The following is an 18524-nucleotide window of genomic DNA, read 5'->3' on the forward strand; positions in this document are numbered from 1 at the left end:
CGACGCTGCCGTCGGGGTGTCGTACGCCATGGCTGAAACCGTCCTCGAAATCCTCGCGACGCACCGGGCCGGGACGGCGACGCCGTCCGAAACGATCACCCGCAGCTATGCCCGGATCCGGGCGCATGCCGACCCGGCAATCTTCATCTCCTTGCGCGACGAGGCCGAAGCGGTCGCCGAAGCCAAGGCGCTCGAGAAGTCGGGCAATAAGAACTTACCGCTCTATGGCGTGCCCTTCGCGGTCAAGGACAACATCGACGTCGCCGGCCTGCCGACCACGGCGGCCTGTCCGGCGTTCAGCTACAAGCCGGGCCACGATGCGACCGCGGTGGCGCGGCTGCGCGCCGCCGGCGCCATCGTCATCGGCAAGACGAACCTCGACCAGTTCGCCACCGGCCTCGTCGGCGTGCGCTCACCTTATGGTGTGCCGCGCAACACCTTCGATCCCGAGCTGGTGCCTGGGGGGTCCTCGTCGGGCTCGGCAACTTCGGTCGCCGCCGGTCTGGTGCCGTTCTCGCTCGGCACCGACACCGCCGGCTCCGGCCGCGTGCCCGCCGGCTTCAATAACATTGTCGGCCTCAAGCCGAGCCTCGGCCTGATCTCGACTCATGGTCTGGTGCCGGCCTGCCGCACGCTCGACTGCATTTCAATCTTCGCGCTCACCGTCGATGATGCCTGGCACGCTCTCAGTATTGCCGGCGCGCCCGATGCCGCTGACAGTTATTCGCGGAATCGGCCACTCGGGCATCCCGGCTCGATGCCTCCGCATGTGAAGCTCGGCGTGCCGATCGCGGGCCAGCGGCTGTTCTTCGGCGACAAGGAATATGAAGTCGGTTACGACGCGGCGCTGCAGCGCCTCGCCAGGCTCGGCTGCGACATCGTCGAGATCGACATTGAGCCGTTCTACGAAACAGCGCGGTTGCTGTACGAGGGTCCGTGGGTCGCCGAGCGCGCCATCACCGCGCAAAAGCTGCTGGCCTCCGATCCCGACGCCATCCATCCGGTGACGCGCGAGATCACCATCGGCGGTCTGCGGCCGACGGCGATGGATGCCTTCGCCGCATTCTACAAGCTTGAGCGCCTGCGCCGCGTGTCTGACTACATCTTCGCGCATCAGATCGATGCGCTGGCGCTGCCGACGGCGCCGACGATTTACACCGTCGAGCAGGTGCTGGCGGATCCGATTGAGCTCAACAGCCGGCTCGGCACCTACACCAACTTCGTCAATCTGCTCGATCTGTGCGGTCTGGCGCTGCCGGCGTCGTTGACGGGCAGGGGTCTGCCGTTCGGCGTTACGCTGCTTGGGCCCGGGGGTGGTGACGCGCGGCTTGCCGAGATCGGCCGCGTCTTCCATGCCGACACGCAGTTGCCGCTCGGCGCGCTCAAGGTGCCGCAGCCGAAGCTGCCGGCGTTGCCGGCCGAAGCGGCGGAGGACGAAATCGCCATCGCCGTGGTCGGCGCGCATCTGTCCGGTCTGCCACTCAACGGCGAGCTGACATCGCTCGGCGGCCGTCTGCTGGAAGCCACGCAAACCGCGCCGGACTACAAGCTCTATGCGCTCAACGGCACCGCGCCGGCCAAGCCCGGTCTGCTGCGAGTCGGCGCCGGCGAGGGATCAAGCATCGGCGTTGAAGTCTGGGCCTTGCCGAGGGCTGCCTTCGGAGTGTTCATCGGCGGCGTCGTCGCGCCGCTGTCGATCGGCACCGTGGTCCTGGCCGACGGCCGCGGCGTCAAAGGCTTTCTCGTCGAAGCTGCGGGCATCGGCGGCGCGCGCGACATCACCGGTTTCGGCGGCTGGCGGGCTTATTTGGCGCAGGAGAAGGCGGCGGAATAGCCGTCACACCGTCTCCGAATAATGTTCATACTCCTCGCGCACGAGGATGATGTGCTGGTTCATCGCCGCCGCCGCGGCCGCCTTCTCGCCGCGCAGAATAGCCTCGACGACACGATCATGCTCGACATGCGACTTGGCAAGACGGCCCAGATTGCGGAATTGCGCGCGGCGGAACGGCTGCACGCGGGCGCGGGTCGATAGCGCGAGCTCGGCGAGATAGGTGTTGTGTGCGCCGTCATAGATGGCGTTGTGAAATGCCTCGTTCATCTCGTGATAGCGTTGCGGGTCGCCGCTCTGGATCAGCACGCGCAGTCCTTCATGAATGTCCTCGAGGGCCCGGCGCTCGACGATGGTCATGCGCTCGGCGGCAAAGCCGGCGCACAACGCTTCCAGTTCGGCCATGGCTTCGAACATGCCCGCAAGCTGATCGGCGTCCGGTCGCGCCACCAGCGCGGCGCGGTGCGGCCGCACTTCGACCAGCCCACTCGCCGCGAGCAGGCGGATCGCCTCGCGCACCGGCGTACGCGAGACGTTGAAGCGGTTGGCGATGCGCGTTTCGTCGAGCGGCGCGCCGGGCGCATGCACGCCGCGGACGATCTCGTCGGCGAGTTGCAGGCGCAATTCCTCGGCGCGGGTCGTGCGCGGCCAGCTTGCGTCCCTTGCCGCTGGTCGCGCCTCGGCATCCGTCCCTGTCAAACTCATCCGGCCTCAACGTGTCTTCAGATCGGCGGGTGCGGGATCGCCGCCAGCAGATCGCGCGTATACTCAGCTTGTGGCGCATCCATGACGCGCGCGGTCAGGCCCTGCTCGACGATCTGCCCGCTCTTCATCACGATCACGCGGTCGCACAGCAAGCGTACCACATTCAGGTCGTGGGACACGAAAAGATAGCTCATCCCCAGCTTATCTTTGAGGTCCTGCAACAGGTTAAGGACGACGGCCTGAACCGACACGTCGAGCGCGGCGGTTGGCTCGTCGAGCACGACGAGATCAGGCTTGAGGGCGATGGCGCGAGCAATGCCGACGCGGGCTTTCTGACCGCCGGACAATTGATGGGGAAAACGATCGAGCAGGTCGAGCGGCAGGCCGACCTGGGTCGCCAGCTCCTCGACGCGCCCCCGCAGCGAATGGCGCGAGATGTCGCTGAGCCGCAGCAACGGGTCGGCTATGGCGCGCGCTGCGGTGAAGCGCGGGTTGAGGCTGTCGGTCGGATCCTGGAACACCATCTGGATGCGCCGGCGTTGCGGCAGCGTCGCGAAGTCCTTGGCCGGAATCGCGCCGATGTCCTCGCCGTCGAAGCTGATCGTGCCCGACGTCTTGTCGATCAGCCGCATCAGCATCATCGACGTCGTCGATTTGCCGCAGCCCGACTCGCCAACCAGACCGACGCTTTCGCCGCGCGCGATCTCGAACGAAATGCCGTCAACGGCACGGAAGACTTCGCCCTCCGGTGTCGGACCGGACTTGAACAGCCGGCTCAGTGACGATGCCGCGCCCTGGCGCGGATATTCCTTCACCAGTTTCTCGACCTTGAGGAGAGGCGCGTCCGCTTTGGCGGTCGCCGCGCCAATCGCACCGGCGCGCAGCGCGTCCTCATCCGGCAGCAGCTCGCGCAAGGTTATGCCGGGTCGCGGCGTCGCGCGCATGAGTTTGCGCGTGTAGGGATGCATCGGATTGCGAAAGATCGTTTCGGCCTTCGCGGTCTCGACCACGTTGCCCTTTTCCATGACGATGACCTTGTCGCAGTAGGCGGCGGCGAGGCCAAGGTCGTGAGTAATGAGAATGGTGGACATACCGCGCTCGCGCGTCAGCTCGACGACGAGATCCATCACCGCCTTCTGCGTGGTGACGTCGAGGCCCGTGGTCGGCTCGTCGGCGATGAGCAATTGCGGCCGGCAGGCCAGCGCCAGCGCAATGACGACGCGTTGGCACATGCCGCCCGACAGTTCGAACGGATAGGCGTGGTAGCGCTCGCGCGGCCGCGCGATCCGCACCTGCTCGAGCATCTCCACCGCCTTGTCGGCCGCGGCGGCGGCATCGGCTTGGGCGTGCTGCAGCAGCACGTCCTCGATCTGGTGGCCGATCTTGCGGATCGGATTGAGCGCCAGCCGCGGCGACTGGAAGATCATCGACATTTCGCGGCCGCGCAGGTCGCGCATCTCGCTTTCGTCGATCTGGCGCAGATCGAGATTGGAGAATCTCACCGAGCCGTCGGCGATGCGGCCGGCGCGATCGAGAATGCGCATCACTGCATAGGACGTCACCGACTTGCCGGAGCCGGATTCCCCAACGATGCCGAGCGTCTCGCCCTTGGCGAGCGAGATATTGACATGCTTGACCGCCTGGACGGTGCCGCGCCGGGTCTGGAATTCGACGGTGAGATCGCGCACGTCGAGCAGCGGCAGTGCTTCGCCGGTATCGACTTCGGGTGTCGGTGCTTTCAGCATGCTTTTTCTCCGTTGCGCATGATCTGATCCGAAAACCGGTCCCCACTTTTCTGGATCATGCGCGTCACGTTCTCCGCTGCGGATCGACGAGGTCGCGCAGCCCGTCACCGAGCAGGTTGAAGGTGAAGACGGCGAGCATCAGCGCCGCGCCGGGAAACAGCGCGATCCACCATTCGCCGGAGATGATGTTGGCGGCGCCCTCGGCGACCATGATGCCCCATTCCGGCGTCGGCGGTTTGACGCCGAGGCCGATGAAGGACAGGCCGGCGGCATTGAGAATGGCGTAGCCCATGGTCAGCGAAATCTGCACCATCATGATCGGCATGATGTTCGGCAGGATGTGGCCGAGCAGGATGCGCGCATCGCCGTTGCCGGACAGCCGCGCCGCCTGCACGAAGCCGGCCTCCCGCCGCACATTGGCCTCGGCGCGGGCGACGCGCACATAGAGCGGGAAGTTGATGATGGCCGTGGCGATCACGATGTTGGTCACGGTGTTGCCCAGAGCGGCGACGATGCCCATCGCCAGCACGAACAGCGGAAACGCCATGATGGTGTCGGACAGCCGGGACACGATGCGGTCGGTCCAGCCCCCGAAGTAGCCAGCGGCGATGCCGGCCAGCCCGCCCATCGCGAACACCAGCGCCACCGAGGTGATGGCGATGATGAAATCGAGCCGGGTGGCGACGACCACGCGGCTCAGGATGTCGCGACCGAGTTGGTCGGTGCCGAACCAGTGCTTCCAGCTCGGCGCCTGCAACGCCGAGGCGGTGTCGCTGGCGAGCGGATCGTGCGGCACGATATAGGGGCCGATCAGCGCACAAACCGCGATCAGCGCGAACAGGAAGAAGGCGAGCCCCGTCACCGGATTTTCCGACATCACATAGCGGGCGTGGCGGAGCATGGAGTTGTGCTCCGGCTTCGGCTGCGCCGGTGTGGCGGACAGGGCGGGCTTCTCGGTAACCGGCGGGATGGCGTTGAGCGTATCGGTCATCCTTCAAGCCTCACGCGCGGGTCGATGACGCCGTAGAGAATGTCGATGACGAGATTGAGCACGACATAGAGCACGGCCATGGTCAGCACGAAGCCCTGCACCGGCGCGAAATCGGATTGCAGCAGCGCCTCGACCGCGTAGGAGCCGATGCCGGGCCAGGCGAACACCTTCTCGACCAGCACGTTGGCCCCTAACAGGAATGAGAAAACCATGCCGAGTGTGGTGACGACCGGCAGCATGGCATTGCGAAAGGCATAGGTGATGATGACGGTGCGGGTATCGAGGCCGGAAGCGCGCGCGGTGCGAACGAATTCCGACGCCAGCACCGCCAGCATCGAAGCGCGCGTCATGCGCGCGATCGGCGCCAGCGAGAAGATTGCCAGCGTTGCGACGGGCAGAATGAGCTGCGACAGGGCCGAGCGGAAGACCTCGAAATTGCCGGTCACCAGGCTGTCGATCAGGTAGAAACCGTTGATCTGCGGCGGCGCGCTGGCAAAGGCGTCGAGCCGGCCGAGCGGTGCCGGCGCCCAGCCGAGCTGGTAGTAAAACGCATAGACCAGCAGCAGGCCGGTGAAAAACACCGGCAGCGATACGCCCGCGGTTGCGACCACGCGGCAGGTGTGGTCGATCCACGAACCCTGCTTGACGGCGGCGAGAATGCCGAGCGGCACGGCGATAACGAGCGAGACGAACAGACCGAGCAGCGTCAGTTCTGCGGAAGCGGGCAGGCGGCTGGCGATTTCGGTCGCCACCGGGCGCCCGGTCGAGAGCGAATTGCCGAAGTTGCCATGAGCCAGATCGCCGACGTAGCGAACGAACTGTTCGGGAAGCGGCTTGTCGAGGCCGAGGCCTTTGCGAATTTCGGCGATCGAGTCGGGCGTCGCCGCAGGGCCGGCGAAATACACCGCCGGATCGCCGGGCAGCACGCGGGTCAGGAGAAAGGTGACGATAATCACGCCGATCAAAGTCGGGATCACCGTGAGCAGTCTTTTGCCGAGGGTCGCGAGCATGATGGTTACTCTGCCTTTCCCGGGCGCAGCGCCGCACGTCTTCGTGGCGCTGCTGAACCGGGATCGTTACGACGTCGGAATGTTATGCCCCCCGCTGCGGCATAGCGCTCACGCGCTGCGCCGCAGCCGAGGAAAGCCGCTGCTCTTATCCCTTCACCAGCTTGCGGTAGTCGACCTGACGGTGGAACCAGTACTGGTAGCCGCTGATGTTGTTCTGCATCGCCACGTTCAGGTAAGGCTGCAGGATCGGTACGCGCGGCACGTCCGTGTAGGCCTTCGAGATGAAGCCCTTGACGTCGGTGGCGTACTTTTCTTTGTCGCCCACCGCAGCCGCGGCATAGGCGCCGTCGATGAACGCATCCATCGCGGGATCGACATAGCTCGGCGTGTTGAAGACGGCGTTCAGCTTCGAGTAGCACCAGAAGAAGTATTCCGGGTAATCGAGCCAGCCCGAGAAGAAGTTGACCATCATCGGCATCGACTTCTTCGCCATTTCGCTGCGCCAGTTGGCCCCGGGCACCTTATTGATGGCAAGCTTAATGCCGATTTCGCCAAGCGCCTCCTGGATCAGCACGGCCATCGGCTCGCAGTTCACGGCGTCGCCGAGATCGAACGAAACCGTCGATTCAATCGGACCGGCTCCCGATTCCGCCATCAGCTTCTTGGCCATGGCAAGATCGGTCTTGTAACCGGTCGCCTGCGGCCAATCGATCGTGCTGACGGTGTTCGACGGGCCGCCGAACAGCGGCTTGGCGTGGCCGAACATCGCCGCATCGATGATCTTCTGATAGGGCAGCGCGTAGGCGATAGCCTGGCGAACCTTCTCATTGTCGAACGGGGCGCTCTTCACGTTCAGTTCGAGCGAGTACATGCCGTTGCCGATCGGGTTCGAGACCAGCTTCAGCTTGCCTTCCTTCTTCAACTCGACGAAGTCCTTGGCCGGCAGATCGAACGAGATGTCGGCGTCGCCGCGTTCCATCAGCGCGCGGCGATTGCCGCCTGATGGGATGGTGCGCCAGATCACCTTCTTGAGTTCGGGTAGCTTGCCGCCGATCCAGGCGTCGTTGCGCTCATAGACGACTTCGACGCCGGGCTTCCAGCTCGTCACCTTGTAGGCGCCGGAGCCTGCGGTGTTGGATTTGGTGTATTCGAGCGCCCACGGATCCTTCTCGGTGGCCTTCGCCTTGAGCAGGCCCGAGTTGAAGATACTCGGCACGATGACCGCGAGATCGGGAATGGTGAGGCGGTTCTTCTTCAGAAAATCGACGCGGAACGTGGTGTCGTCAACGGCGACGAATTGCTCCGGCTTTTCCAGCGAGCCGGCCTTCATCTGGACCACCGGGAAGCCGCCGACTGTGACCGAGCGATCGAACGACCACTTGACGTCTTTGGCGGTGACGGGCGTGCCGTCCTGGAATTTCGCGCCCTTCTTCAGTTTGAAGGTGACGGACATGTCGCCGACGTTCATGTCTTCGGCGAGCTCCGGCACGAACTTGTCACGATCGTAAGACAGCGAGCCGTCCGGCAGCGTCTTGGTCGCGTGGGTAATCAGCCGATCGTAGCAATTCCACGACGCTTCATAGCCGGGGCGGTTGGTGCCGACGCCGTGGATGTCGAGATTGTTGGGGCCGTTTTCGCTGACAAGGAGCAGCGTTTCCTTGCGCGACTGGGCTTCGGCGGAAAAAATCGTCGGAGCGGAAATGGCAGTGCCGGCCGCGAGGGCGGTGGCCGACTTCAAAAATTCACGACGCTTCATGTGACAGCCTCCCGAATGATACTGGAACCCTCTCCGCAAGGGCTGTGCCAGATTCAGGTGGCCTGCATACAATTAGCTAAAGTATTGGGGTAACTGGGTTTTTAACGCGCTCGCACCTCGTGGGCGCCCGGTATCGCGTTCCGCGTATTGCATACAATAGGTCCAAAACTGATTAATTAGTAGGCGCGCCATCCCGGACAGCGAAATCCGGCAGGCGACCGCCCACGCGTGAGGGCGGTCCGCAGATGCCGGGTTTAGTGAATGGCGAACGGATTCAGCCGGTCTTGCCGTTGTCCGGCACGATGTCGGCAAGCATCGCCATGCGCACCAGATCCGACAGGCTGTTGGCGCCCATCTTGGTCATGAGGTTGGCGCGATAGATCTCGACCGTGCGCGGTGAGATGCCGAGATCGAAGGCGATGGTCTTGTTGGGCTGGCCGGCGACCAGACCATTGAGGACCTGACGCTCGCGATTCGACAGCGCCGCCAGCTTCTCCCTGATTGCGTCCAATTCGGCCTGGCGTTTGCCGCTGTCGGCGGCGTTGCTCAGCGCCGCCTTGACCGCGGCGATCAGGCCGTCGTCGTCGAACGGCTTCTCGAGAAAGTCGATGGCGCCGATCTTCATCGCCTCGACCGCAAGCGCGACATCGCCGTGGCCGGTGATGACGATCACGGGCAGGCCGGGCTTCACCTCCTTGACCTTCTTGAGCAGGTCGATGCCGGTGATCTCGGGCATGCGAACGTCGGTGATGATGCAGCCGGAATCGATTTCCGGCAGGACACTGAAGAGGGCCTTCGCCGAGTCGAATCCGCGTGCTTTGAACCCGGCGGTGGACAGCAGGAATTCCAGCGACTGCCGCACGGCGTCGTCGTCATCGACCACATAGATGATGGGTTCAGGCATCGTCGACATCGCCTTCCTCTATCGCCGCAAGCGTGAAATGAAAAGCCGTTCCCCCGCGCGGATTAGGCTCGGCCCAGATCCGGCCGCCATGGGCTTCGATGATGGTCCGCGAGATGGAAAGTCCGACGCCCATGCCTTGCCGCTTGGTCGTCATGAACGGCTGGAACAGGTGCTCCGCGATTTCCGGCGCGATACCCGAACCGGTGTCGGCGACGCTGATGCGCACCTGAGCGGGGCCGTCGACGGTGATGGAAATCGTCAGGTCGCGCGTCGGCGCGTCTTCCATGGCGTCCATGGCATTGCGAATCAGATTGAGCAGCACTTGCTGGACCTGCACGCGGTCGGCCAGCACGAGATCGACCTGCGGATCGAACTTGAATTGCACCCGAATGCCACGGTCCTTGACGCCGACCAGCGCCAGCGCGCTGGCCTCCTCAACCAGCTTGGTGATGTTCTCCACGCGCCGTTCGCTCTCGCCGCGCGCCACGAAATCGCGCAGGCGGCGAATGATCTTGCCGGCGCGGTCCGCTTGCTCGGACGCCTTGCCCAGGGCGTCACGCAGCATCGGCAGCTTTTCGGCGCCGTCGTTCTCGATCAACCGCTGCGAGCCCTTGAGATAGTTGGAAATGGCGGCGAGCGGCTGGTTGAGTTCGTGCGCGAGCGTCGAGGCCATCTCGCCCATCGCCGTCAGGCGCGAGATGTGGACGAGTTCGGATTGCAACTCCTGCAGTCGCTGCTCGGTTTGCTGCCGTTCGGTCAGGTCGCGGATGAAGCCGGTGAAGAAACGCCGATCGCCGGATTTCATTTCGCCGACCGCCAACTCCATCGGAAAGGTCGAGCCGTCCACCCGCTGGCCGACGACGACGCGGCCGATGCCGATGATGCGGCGCTCGCCCGTGTCGCGGTAGCGGTGCAGATATGAATCGTGGTTGTCGCGATAGGGCTGGGGCATCAGGATCTTGACGTTTTTCCCGATCACCTCCGCGGAGCGGTAGCCGAACAACCGCTCGGCCGCGCTGGAAAACGATTGCATGACGCCGCGCTCGTCGATGACGATCATGGCTTCCGGCACGGTATCGAGGATCGACTGCAGATGCGCTTCGCGCGCCAGCGCGTCGCGGGTCATGACGTTGGCGCGCCGGCGGCCGCGGCGTAGCAATTCGCCGCCCCAGGCAGTCGCTCCGCCGATCACTGCGAAGGCCAGGGCGCTGAAGATGTCTGAACTCGACAGACCGCTCGCATCTTCGAGCAGAACAATCGCAATGCCGAGGCTCAGTACCGTCGCCAGCAGGCCCGGTACCAACCCGCCAAAGGCGGACGCCACCAATACCGGCGGAATGAAATAGAGAAACAGCGCTTCGGTGTGCAAATCCGGCGTGAGCAGCGTGCGTCCTGCCAGCGCCAGCACAACCGCGATCAGGGCGACGCCATAGCGCCACAGGCCGATCGGCTTCTCGCGATAAAGACTTTTTATATCAACCACTTATGTCACCAGAACGGAGCGCACCGGCCGCGCGGCGGGCGCCTCCGGTAAATCCCCTATGGAGATTATCTGAATTTCGGGGCGCGCGCGCCAGCGGTACCACAATGACCATTCAACCGGGCCGATGGTGCCCCTGAGCGAGGATTGAAGCCATGCACACCCAGACAATGAGCGTCCGGAAGTCGCAGCCTCTGGCCGCCGCGCCCGTTCCGCCGTCCGTCACTCACGGCACCGGCGAAGCCATCGAATTCATGGGCGCTGTGATGCCGTTCGCGCGCAACGCCGAAATCTACGGCGAGAACGAGCCGGCCGAATATCTCTACAAGATCGTCAGCGGCGCGGTCCGCACCTACCGGGTCCTCAATGACGGCCGCCGCCAGATCGGCGCCTTCTGCCTGCCCGGCGACGTGTTCGGCCTCGAAGTCGGCGACGTGCACTCGTTCTCGGCAGAAGCGATCACCGATTGCAAGGTCATGCTGATCAAGCGCTCGTCGCTGGTGTCGCTGGCGACGCGCAGCCCCGACGTCTCCCGTCAGCTCTGGACCATGGCGGCAACCGAACTGCAGCGCGCCCAGGATCACACCATGCTGCTGATCAAGACCGCACAGGAGCGCGTCGCCGGCTTCCTGCTCGAAATGGCCAACCGTGCGCGCTGCGGCGACGCCGTCGAATTGCCGATGTCGCGCCAGGACATCGCCGACTATCTCGGACTCACCATCGAGACCGTGTCGCGGACTCTGACGCAACTCGAGAACTCGGCCGCCATCGCGGTGCCGACCTCGCGCCGCATCGTGCTGCGCAACCAGGCTGCGCTCAACCGGCTGAACGGCTGACGTCAGCCCGGCTTCGAGCCGATTACGTTTCCTCCCCCGTACTGCCCCGGCCATTCCGCCGGGGCTTTTCTTTGAGCGTTACGATTGACTTCGATCAACATGCAACGCCGACCGCGGTGTTGGAATGCGGCACCAACCTGAAGGAGGCAGCGATGAACGCCAGCGATGTCATGACCCGCGACGTGGTCACGATCGAACCCGAGGCCACGGTTCTCCAGGCGGCGCGGTTGATGCTGCAACACCGCATCAGCGGTCTGCCGGTGGTCGACAAGGATCACAATCTGGTCGGCGTCGTGTCGGAAGGCGACTTCCTGCGCCGCCGCGAAACCCAGACCGAAAAGCGCCGCTCGCGCTGGCTCGAATTCATCATGGGCCCGGGCAAGGTCGCGGAAGAATACGCCCACACCCACGGCAGCCGCGTCAGCGAAGTGATGACGGTCGACGTCCAGACCGTCGATGAAAATGCTTCGCTCGAAGACATCATCGAAATGATGGAGAAGTTCCGGATCAAGCGCGTGCCCGTGATGTCGGGTTCGGCGCTGGTCGGCATCGTCACGCGCTCCAACCTGATGCGCGCCATGGTGAGTATGGCGCGGGTCACGCCTGCGCCGCAGTCGCCGCAAAGCGACGGCGCCATCCGCGCGCAACTGCTCGCCGACCTCGAGAAGCTGAACTGGGCGCCGATCGCCGCGATGGACGTCGTGGTGCGCGATGGCGTCGTGGAACTGTTCGGCGTCATCACCGACGAGCGCCAGCGCGAGGCCCTGCATGTCGCCTGCGAGAACGTTGCCGGCGTGAAGTCGGTGAAGGATCACATGGCCTGGATCGATCCGTCGACCGGAATGACGTTCGACGCGCCGGACACCGCGGGCGAGACGGCCCGTCATTGAGCAAGGCCGCGGTGCTTTGATTCTCGTCAATGCACCGCGCAGGTCGTGATCGAGAATAATTAAACCGTCGATCTGCGACGGTCCCGCATACCCGATGGAGGCATTCATGACGCTTCGCTCGCTTCTCCCCGTTAGTCGCGATCGTTCGGTCGCCAATCCGTTCGTCTCGCTCCAGCGCGAAATCGACCGCCTGTTCGAGGATTTCACGCGTGGCTTCCCAACGCTCGCCCCGTTCACCGGCGGCAACGGCGGCTCCCTGACGCCGAGCGTCGATGTCAGCGAAACCGATAAGGAAATCGAGATCACGGCCGAGCTGCCGGGCCTCGAGGAAAAGGACGTGCAAATCAACGTCGCCGACAACGTCCTCACCATCCGCGGCGAGAAGAGCGCCGAGAAGGAACAGAAGGACAAGAATTATCGTCTGGTCGAGCGCAGCTACGGGTCGTTCGAGCGGACGCTCGAATTGCCGAGCGGCGTCGATGCCGACGCCATCAAGGCCAGCCTGTCCAAGGGCGTGCTCAAGGTGACGGTACCCAAACCGACGCCCGCGCAGGCCAAGAAGGTCGAGGTTAAAGTCGCGAGCTGAATTCGAGTTCTCAACACAGGCGCGCCGGCGGAGTCGGAAGGCTCCGGGCGCGTCTTTTTTTGCCCGATACATGCCGCGCAAGGGCCTCAGCAGAACCGTGGAAGTAAGCGGCATCTTTTGACTTTCCTCAATGGCTAGTTCCGACGTTAGGCCGAATATTCAGGGCGGGAAGAAACCTGACCCAGAGGGATATCATGTCGACCCAGCCCGCTCTGCAAGTGGTCGCAACGCCCGCGACGAATTCATCGAAGTCCGAACGCACTTGGTTCGCGGCGAATTGGGGCCTTCTGGCCGCCATCGCTGCGCTGGTTGTCGTGCTCCTGCTGCCGACGCCGGCGAACCTGCCTGTCGCGGGGCATCGGATGCTCGCGATTCTCGCCTTCGCCGTCATCATCTGGATGACAGAGGCGATCGACTACGCCGTCTCGGCGATTGTCATCGCGGCGCTGATGGCATTCCTGCTCGGCCTGGCGCCGAGTGTCGCCAATCCAAAAGTCCTGATGGGCACCAGCGCGGCGCTGACGCTCGCCTTCAGCGGCTTCACCTCGACGGGTCTCGTTCTGGTCGCGGCGGCGCTGTTCCTGGCCGCGGCGATGACACAGACCGGGCTCGACAAGCGCATCGCACTGAACATTCTCGCCCGCGTCGGCACCGAAACCCGCAACGTCGTTATCGGCACCATCCTCGTCGGCATCGTCATTGCCTTCATGGTCCCTTCAACGACCGCGCGCGTCGCCTGCCTTGTGCCGATCACGCTCGGCATGATCGCCGCCTTCGGCGTCAGCCGCACCAGCACCTTCGCCGCCATGCTGATGATGGTGACGGTTCAGACTGCCAGCATCTGGAACGTCGGCATCAAGACCGCGGCCGCGCAGAACATGATCGCCATCGGCTTCATCGAGAAAGCCTTCAATCAGACGATCACCTGGCTGGAATGGCTGATTGCGGCGGCGCCGTTCGGTATCGCCATGTCGATCGCGCTCTATTTCGTCATGACACGCATGATGAAGCCGGAAGTCACCTCCGTCCCCGGCGGCGCGGAGGGCATCAAGAAATCGCTCGCCGATCTTGGGCCGATGAAGACCTCGGAAAAGAAGCTGCTCGCCATTTCGCTGACTTTGATCGCCTTCTGGGCGACCGAAGGCGTGCTGCACAAATTCGATACCAGCACCACGACGATCACGGCCGTCGCCCTGATGTTCATGCCCGGCATCGGCATCATGACCTGGAAGGAGGCGCAGCCGAAGATTCCGTGGGGCACGGTGATCCTATTCGGCGTCGGCATCTCGCTCGGCACGGCGCTGCTGCAGACCAAGGCGGCGACCTGGCTCGCCGACATCGTGGTCCTTGAATTCGGCCTGAAGAACGCCACGGCGCTGTTCATTCTCGGCACCATGAGCCTGTTCCTGGTGATCATCCACCTTGGCTTTGCCAGCGCCACCGCGCTTGCCTCGGCCATGATCCCGATCGTCATCGCCGTTCTCAAGGGCGTGGCGACGCCCGGCATCAACGTCATCGGCATGACGATGCTGCTGCAGTTCGTCGTCTCGTTCGGCTTCATCCTGGTGGTGAATGCGCCGCAGAACATGGTGGCCTACGGCACCGATACGTTCACGGCGCGCGATTTCGTTCGCACCGGCCTGGTGCTGACGGTCGTCGCCCTGGGGCTGGTGATGCTGCTCGGCGCCACTTACTGGCGCTGGCTCGGCTACGTCTGAACAGGAGCCGTACGATGCCGCGCCATTCCATCGCCGTCGTGTTTGCCGGAAGCGGTGGTTCCGGCGCAATGTCGGCCGGCGCCGTGTTCCTGCGCGCGGCGGCGCGCGCCGGCTATTTCGGCATGATGACGCAATTGTTCGGCGCGCAGGTGCGCGGCGGCGAGTCGGCGGCGCTGGTGCAGATCGGCGTCGAACCGATCGAGGCGCAGCCCGACCGCTTCGACGCCTTCGTCGCGCTCGATTGGGACAAGGTCGAACAGTTCGCTGCCGAAATTCCGCTCGATGAGACGAGCCTGATCTTCGCCGACCCGTCGGCCGGTGCGGTGCCGGCCGGCATCGCCAAATCGAAGGGCAGGGTGGTCGCGTTGACGATGAGCGATCCCGGCGAGAGCAAGATCGATCGCGCCCTGCACGGCAAGCGCGTCAACATGTTTGCGGCCGGATGTCTGGCCGCGCTGTGCGGTTTGCCGGCCGACGACATCGGCGGCGCGGTCGAATCGATTTTCGGCGAGAAAGGCGGCGACGTTGTCGGCGCCAACCGGGCGCGAGCGCTGGCCGGCGTGCAGGCGGCCCCCGCGCTGGCCCTCGATCTGAAGCTGGCGCCACCGACCCATGACCGGCGTTGGCTGATCAGCGGCAATCAGGCGGTCGCGCTCGGCGCGCTGCGCGGCGGCGTACGTTTCGTCGGCTGCTATCCGATCACGCCGGCGACCGACTTGGTCGAATGGCTGGCGCCGCATCTTCTCAAGCTCGGCGGCCGCCTCGTGCTGGGCGAAGACGAACTCGCCTCGGTCAATCTGGCGCTCGGCGCCTCCTATGGCGGCGTGCCGGCGATGACGGTGACGTCGGGTCCCGGCTTCTCGCTGATGGTCGAGAGTCTGGGGCTGGCAGTCGCCGCGGAAATCCCGCTGGTCGTGATCGACGTGATGCGCGCCGGACCGTCCACCGGCATCGCCTCGAAGACCGAGCAGAGCGACGTCAATCTGGCGATCTATGGCGCCCATGGCGATGCGCCGCGTGTCGTGCTGGCGCCACTGTCGGTGGGCGACTGTGCCGGCACTGCCGAATATGCCGTTTATGTCGCTGAAGCCTTGCAGGTGCCGGTCATCGTGCTGTCCGACCAGATGCTCGGCCAGGCAACCGCGGTGATCGATCCGGTGTCGGACCGCCCGCCGCCACAGTCGCGCAAGACAAACGGTGCCGCCGCCGGCCAGCCGTTCAAGCGATACGCCACCGGCGGCGATGCGGTGACGCCGATGCCCTTGCCCGGAACGCCGGGCCGCGAATGGGTTGCCGAAGGGCTGACGCATAACGAAGCCGGCCTGCCGGCAAGCGGCGCGGCGATGCATGCCGCACAGATCCACAAGCGGGCGCGCAAGATTCGCGAATTTGATGCCGGCGACCGCTGGGGCGAAGTGACGGGCGAAGGCGATACCGCGATTCTCGCTTTCGGCTCGACCGTCGGTCCGGCGCGTGAAGCGGCGCGGCGTCTGGCCGAAGCCGGCCGCAACGTCCGTGTCATTGCGCTGCGGCTGCTGGCGCCGCTGCCGGCAAAGCAGCTCGCTCAGGCGCTGACCGGCGTGCGTCGTGTTGTCGTCATCGAGCAGAACGACACGGGCCAGCTCTATCGCCACCTGCTCGGCCACAAGGCCGTGCCGGTGGACGCCGAGAGCGTGGCGCGGCCGGGCCCGCTGCCGTTTCGCCCGTCCGAGATCGTGAACTACGTGGCGTGAGGAGAACCGTGCCATGACCGACACTCTGACCGCCGCCGCTCCACCGTCCTGCGTCTATGACGCCAAGGACTTCTCCTCCGGCGCGCATCCAGTCTGGTGCCCCGGCTGCGGCGACTTCGGCGTGCTCGCCGCGCTTGAGCGCGCGCTCGCCAAGTATGGCCGGCCGCCGCATGAGGTCGTGCTGGTCTCCGGCATCGGCTGTTCGTCGCGGCTGCCTGGTTACATGAGCACTTATGGCTTCCACGGCGTGCACGGCCGAGCGCTCGCCGCTGGTTCCGGCCTCAAGCTCGCACGGCCGGATCTCGAGGTGATCGTCGTCGGCGGCGATGGCGACGGCTACTCGATCGGCGGCAATCATTTCATTCATGCCTGCCGGCGCAATCCCGACATGCTCTATGTCGTCATGGACAACCGCGTTTATGGCATGACCAAGGGGCAGCCGTCGCCGACCACGGAGCCGGACTGGGACAGCGACATTGCGCCCGGTGGCATCGGTCTGCGGCCGTTCAATCCGCTCGCGGTTGCGATCGCGTCCGGCGCCAATTACGTGGCGCGGGGCTTTTCCGGCGATCCGAGCGGTCTCGCCGATCTCATCGTCGATGGCCTCAAATGGCCGGGCTTCGCCTTCATCGAAGTGCTCAGCCCCTGCGTCACCTTCCGGCCCGAACAACGTGAATGGAAGAAGATGGTGCGGCCCTCGGCCATGTCCGTCGAACAGGACCGCGCGGCGGCGACCGCACTCGTCCTCGCCGACGACGGCTTCAGCCTCGGGGTGCTTTACCGCGGCGATCGCGCGTCGATCGCGCCGGCCTTGATACCCGAGATTACCACGGGCGACGTCGAGCGGGAATTTGCGCCGTAGCTCGACTCTTACTGACGGTCGCGGTCAGCGGCGTGCCGCGCTCTAATGGAGGATAGCAAAATGAAATCACGTCTCGCGATAGCGGCTGTCTTGCTGGTCGCAAGCCTCGCCGCCGGATCCGCACAAGCTCAGCCCGGTCCCGGCGGTGCCGGTCCCGGTGCGGGTCCCGGTTGGGGACCCGGCATGATGATGGGTCCTGGCATGATGGGCCGCGGCGGTCGCGGCATGGGCTGGATGTGCAGCCCGCAAAGTGCCGGCCTCGCCGAATGGCGCAAGGAACGCATCGAACGGCTGGTGAAGCCCACCGAAACGCAGCGCAAGGCGCTCGACGATCTGCAAGCCGCTTCGAGCAAGGCGGCGCAGATCGTCACCGATGCCTGCCCGCGCGAATTTCCGGCGAGCGCGCAGGCACGGCTCGAGCTGATGGAAAAGCGTATGGAGGCCATGCTGTCCGCCGTGAAGACGGTGCGGCCGGCTTTCGATGCGTTCTACGCCACGCTCACCGACGAGCAGAAGGCGCGCATCAATTCGTCCGGCCCGCGCGGCTGGGGCTGGCACGGCTGGCGCAACTGAACGCCAACAAAAAAAGCCCCGGCGATTGCCGGGGCTTCAGTTGGCATCGGGTGGGGAGGAACCCCCGCACGATTCCTTATCGTTTGCAGATCAGAACTTGCCGATCAGAACTTGTAGGTGACGCCGGCGCCGATCAGCCACGGGTCGAGGTTCACCTTGCCGGTCAGCGGACCGACATTGCTGTCGCCATCCCAGCTCGGCCGCAGCCACAGCTTCTTGACGTCGACGTTGAAGCCCCAGTGGCGGTCGATCATGTAATCGAAGCCGACCTGCAGGGCCGGGGCCCACGCGTTATGCAGATGGCTGCGGGTGATGATCACGCCGGCGCCGTTGGCAGTGTTGCCGGCGGACTGGCTGAAGAACATGGTGTAGTTCACGCCGGCGCCGACATACGGCTTGAAGGCGCCGAAATCGGTGAAGTGATACTGGAAGGTCAGCGTCGGCGGCAGCAGCCAGGCCTTGCCGACGTCGAGACCGTTGGTGGCGGCAACGCCGGTGCCCGTGACGTGATGCTTGGTCACGCCAAGGATGAGTTCGGCGGCGAAGTTGCGGGTGAAGAAGTAGGTGATGTCGAGCTCGGGCACGACAGCGTCGTTGGTGGTCAGGCCGGAGCCCGGCACCTGATCGACCACACCGGAATTGCGGGTGATGACGCCGAGCGCGCGCAGGCGAATCATCCACGGATTGAACATGTCGACGACCGGCGCCTTGTACACCGACTTCGCCGGCAGATCGGCGGCGACGGCCGGCGCGGCGGCCAGACCGACAAACGCGGCGACGAGTGCCGGCGCGATTTTACGTAACTTCATGATTATCCCCTGATACCCCGTTGAATTGCGGATGCGGAACTACGCATCGCAAGAAATTCAACAGGCAGGGTGGGTGTGTAAAGTTGACTTAGATC

16 protein-coding genes are annotated in these 18524 nt (G+C 64.6%); 8 read left to right on the forward strand and 8 right to left on the reverse strand.

From position 1 onward, the window contains the following. Nucleotides 1-28: 28 nt before the first annotated feature. A complete protein-coding gene (gene atzF / locus ASD45_RS19495) occupies nucleotides 29-1834 on the forward strand; it encodes an allophanate hydrolase (RefSeq protein WP_056913330.1) in 1806 nt (601 codons plus the stop codon). 3 nt (nucleotides 1835-1837) lie between these two features. Here atzF and ASD45_RS19500 read toward each other — a convergent pair whose 3' ends face one another. From ASD45_RS19500 to ASD45_RS19530, 7 genes are all read right to left on the reverse strand, one after another. Further along, nucleotides 1838-2536 (reverse strand): GntR family transcriptional regulator, encoded by a 699-nt coding sequence (locus tag ASD45_RS19500; RefSeq protein ID WP_056913331.1) that lies wholly within the window; start codon nucleotides 2534-2536, stop codon nucleotides 1838-1840. Nucleotides 2537-2553: 17 nt separating this feature from the next. Further along, on the reverse strand, nucleotides 2554-4281 hold the full coding sequence (locus tag ASD45_RS19505) for an ABC transporter ATP-binding protein (protein WP_056913332.1): 1728 nt from the start codon (nucleotides 4279-4281) through the stop codon (nucleotides 2554-2556). Nucleotides 4282-4345: 64 nt separating this feature from the next. Further along, entirely contained in the window at nucleotides 4346-5182 is an 837-nt protein-coding gene (locus tag ASD45_RS19510; RefSeq protein WP_244485575.1) for an ABC transporter permease, read from the reverse strand. Between the two features lie 86 nt (nucleotides 5183-5268). Further along, on the reverse strand, nucleotides 5269-6282 hold the full coding sequence (locus ASD45_RS19515; RefSeq protein WP_056913333.1) for an ABC transporter permease: 1014 nt from the start codon (nucleotides 6280-6282) through the stop codon (nucleotides 5269-5271). Between the two features lie 145 nt (nucleotides 6283-6427). Next, a complete protein-coding gene (locus ASD45_RS19520) occupies nucleotides 6428-8038 on the reverse strand; it encodes an ABC transporter substrate-binding protein (protein WP_056913334.1) in 1611 nt (536 codons plus the stop codon). Between the two features lie 274 nt (nucleotides 8039-8312). After that, a complete protein-coding gene (gene fixJ, locus ASD45_RS19525; RefSeq protein WP_056913615.1) occupies nucleotides 8313-8942 on the reverse strand; it encodes a response regulator FixJ in 630 nt (209 codons plus the stop codon). Then, nucleotides 8935-10425: a PAS domain S-box protein gene (locus ASD45_RS19530; RefSeq protein WP_056913335.1), complete on the reverse strand. Its 1491-nt coding sequence runs from the start codon at nucleotides 10423-10425 to the stop codon at nucleotides 8935-8937. The genes fixJ and ASD45_RS19530 overlap by 8 nt, the downstream gene beginning before the upstream one ends. Nucleotides 10426-10577: 152 nt before the next feature. Between ASD45_RS19530 and ASD45_RS19535 the strand changes: the two genes are divergently transcribed. From ASD45_RS19535 to ASD45_RS19565, 7 genes are all read left to right on the forward strand, one after another. After that, complete coding sequence (locus tag ASD45_RS19535) at nucleotides 10578-11258, forward strand: helix-turn-helix domain-containing protein (protein WP_082541045.1); 681 nt, start codon at nucleotides 10578-10580, stop codon at nucleotides 11256-11258. Nucleotides 11259-11329: 71 nt separating this feature from the next. Then, nucleotides 11330-12148, forward strand: coding sequence for a CBS domain-containing protein (locus ASD45_RS19540; protein ID WP_244485546.1), 819 nt, complete (start codon nucleotides 11330-11332; stop codon nucleotides 12146-12148). Nucleotides 12149-12254: 106 nt separating this feature from the next. Then, nucleotides 12255-12734 carry an Hsp20/alpha crystallin family protein gene (locus ASD45_RS19545; RefSeq protein WP_056913618.1) on the forward strand — a complete coding sequence of 160 codons (480 nt, stop codon included), beginning with the start codon at nucleotides 12255-12257 and terminating at the stop codon, nucleotides 12732-12734. A 194-nt stretch (nucleotides 12735-12928) separates the two neighbouring features. After that, on the forward strand, nucleotides 12929-14452 hold the full coding sequence (locus ASD45_RS19550) for a DASS family sodium-coupled anion symporter (RefSeq protein ID WP_082541046.1): 1524 nt from the start codon (nucleotides 12929-12931) through the stop codon (nucleotides 14450-14452). A 14-nt stretch (nucleotides 14453-14466) separates the two neighbouring features. Beyond that, nucleotides 14467-16185, forward strand: a complete 1719-nt coding sequence (locus tag ASD45_RS19555; protein ID WP_056913336.1) for a 2-oxoacid:acceptor oxidoreductase subunit alpha — start codon at nucleotides 14467-14469, stop codon at nucleotides 16183-16185. A gap of 13 nt (nucleotides 16186-16198) precedes the next feature. Next, nucleotides 16199-17047 carry a 2-oxoacid:ferredoxin oxidoreductase subunit beta gene (locus tag ASD45_RS19560; RefSeq protein ID WP_056913337.1) on the forward strand — a complete coding sequence of 283 codons (849 nt, stop codon included), beginning with the start codon at nucleotides 16199-16201 and terminating at the stop codon, nucleotides 17045-17047. A 60-nt stretch (nucleotides 17048-17107) separates the two neighbouring features. Then, entirely contained in the window at nucleotides 17108-17620 is a 513-nt protein-coding gene (locus ASD45_RS19565; protein ID WP_156380987.1) for a Spy/CpxP family protein refolding chaperone, read from the forward strand. 104 nt (nucleotides 17621-17724) lie between these two features. On the opposite strand, the gene ASD45_RS19570 is transcribed toward ASD45_RS19565, so the two are convergent. Then, nucleotides 17725-18429 (reverse strand): OmpW family protein, encoded by a 705-nt coding sequence (locus tag ASD45_RS19570; protein ID WP_056913339.1) that lies wholly within the window; start codon nucleotides 18427-18429, stop codon nucleotides 17725-17727. Nucleotides 18430-18524 lie beyond the last annotated feature (95 nt).

The organism is Pseudolabrys sp. Root1462, assembly GCF_001426945.1.
Taxonomy (GTDB): domain Bacteria; phylum Pseudomonadota; class Alphaproteobacteria; order Rhizobiales; family Xanthobacteraceae; genus Pseudolabrys.

Bases quoted from the DNA above. Each gene is read 5' to 3' on its own strand.
- atzF (WP_056913330.1), top strand. From the start codon at position 29: ATGGCTGAAACCGTCCTCGAAATCCTCGCGACGCACCGGGCCGGGACG.
- ASD45_RS19500 (WP_056913331.1), bottom strand. From the start codon at position 2,536: ATGAGTTTGACAGGGACGGATGCCGAGGCGCGACCAGCGGCAAGGGAC.
- ASD45_RS19505 (WP_056913332.1), bottom strand. From the start codon at position 4,281: ATGCTGAAAGCACCGACACCCGAAGTCGATACCGGCGAAGCACTGCCG.
- ASD45_RS19510 (WP_244485575.1), bottom strand. From the start codon at position 5,182: ATGCTCCGCCACGCCCGCTATGTGATGTCGGAAAATCCGGTGACGGGG.
- ASD45_RS19515 (WP_056913333.1), bottom strand. From the start codon at position 6,282: ATGCTCGCGACCCTCGGCAAAAGACTGCTCACGGTGATCCCGACTTTG.
- ASD45_RS19520 (WP_056913334.1), bottom strand. From the start codon at position 8,038: ATGAAGCGTCGTGAATTTTTGAAGTCGGCCACCGCCCTCGCGGCCGGC.
- fixJ (WP_056913615.1), bottom strand. From the start codon at position 8,942: ATGCCTGAACCCATCATCTATGTGGTCGATGACGACGACGCCGTGCGG.
- ASD45_RS19535 (WP_082541045.1), top strand. From the start codon at position 10,578: ATGCACACCCAGACAATGAGCGTCCGGAAGTCGCAGCCTCTGGCCGCC.
- ASD45_RS19545 (WP_056913618.1), top strand. From the start codon at position 12,255: ATGACGCTTCGCTCGCTTCTCCCCGTTAGTCGCGATCGTTCGGTCGCC.
- ASD45_RS19550 (WP_082541046.1), top strand. From the start codon at position 12,929: ATGTCGACCCAGCCCGCTCTGCAAGTGGTCGCAACGCCCGCGACGAAT.
- ASD45_RS19555 (WP_056913336.1), top strand. From the start codon at position 14,467: ATGCCGCGCCATTCCATCGCCGTCGTGTTTGCCGGAAGCGGTGGTTCC.
- ASD45_RS19560 (WP_056913337.1), top strand. From the start codon at position 16,199: ATGACCGACACTCTGACCGCCGCCGCTCCACCGTCCTGCGTCTATGAC.
- ASD45_RS19565 (WP_156380987.1), top strand. From the start codon at position 17,108: ATGAAATCACGTCTCGCGATAGCGGCTGTCTTGCTGGTCGCAAGCCTC.
- ASD45_RS19570 (WP_056913339.1), bottom strand. From the start codon at position 18,429: ATGAAGTTACGTAAAATCGCGCCGGCACTCGTCGCCGCGTTTGTCGGT.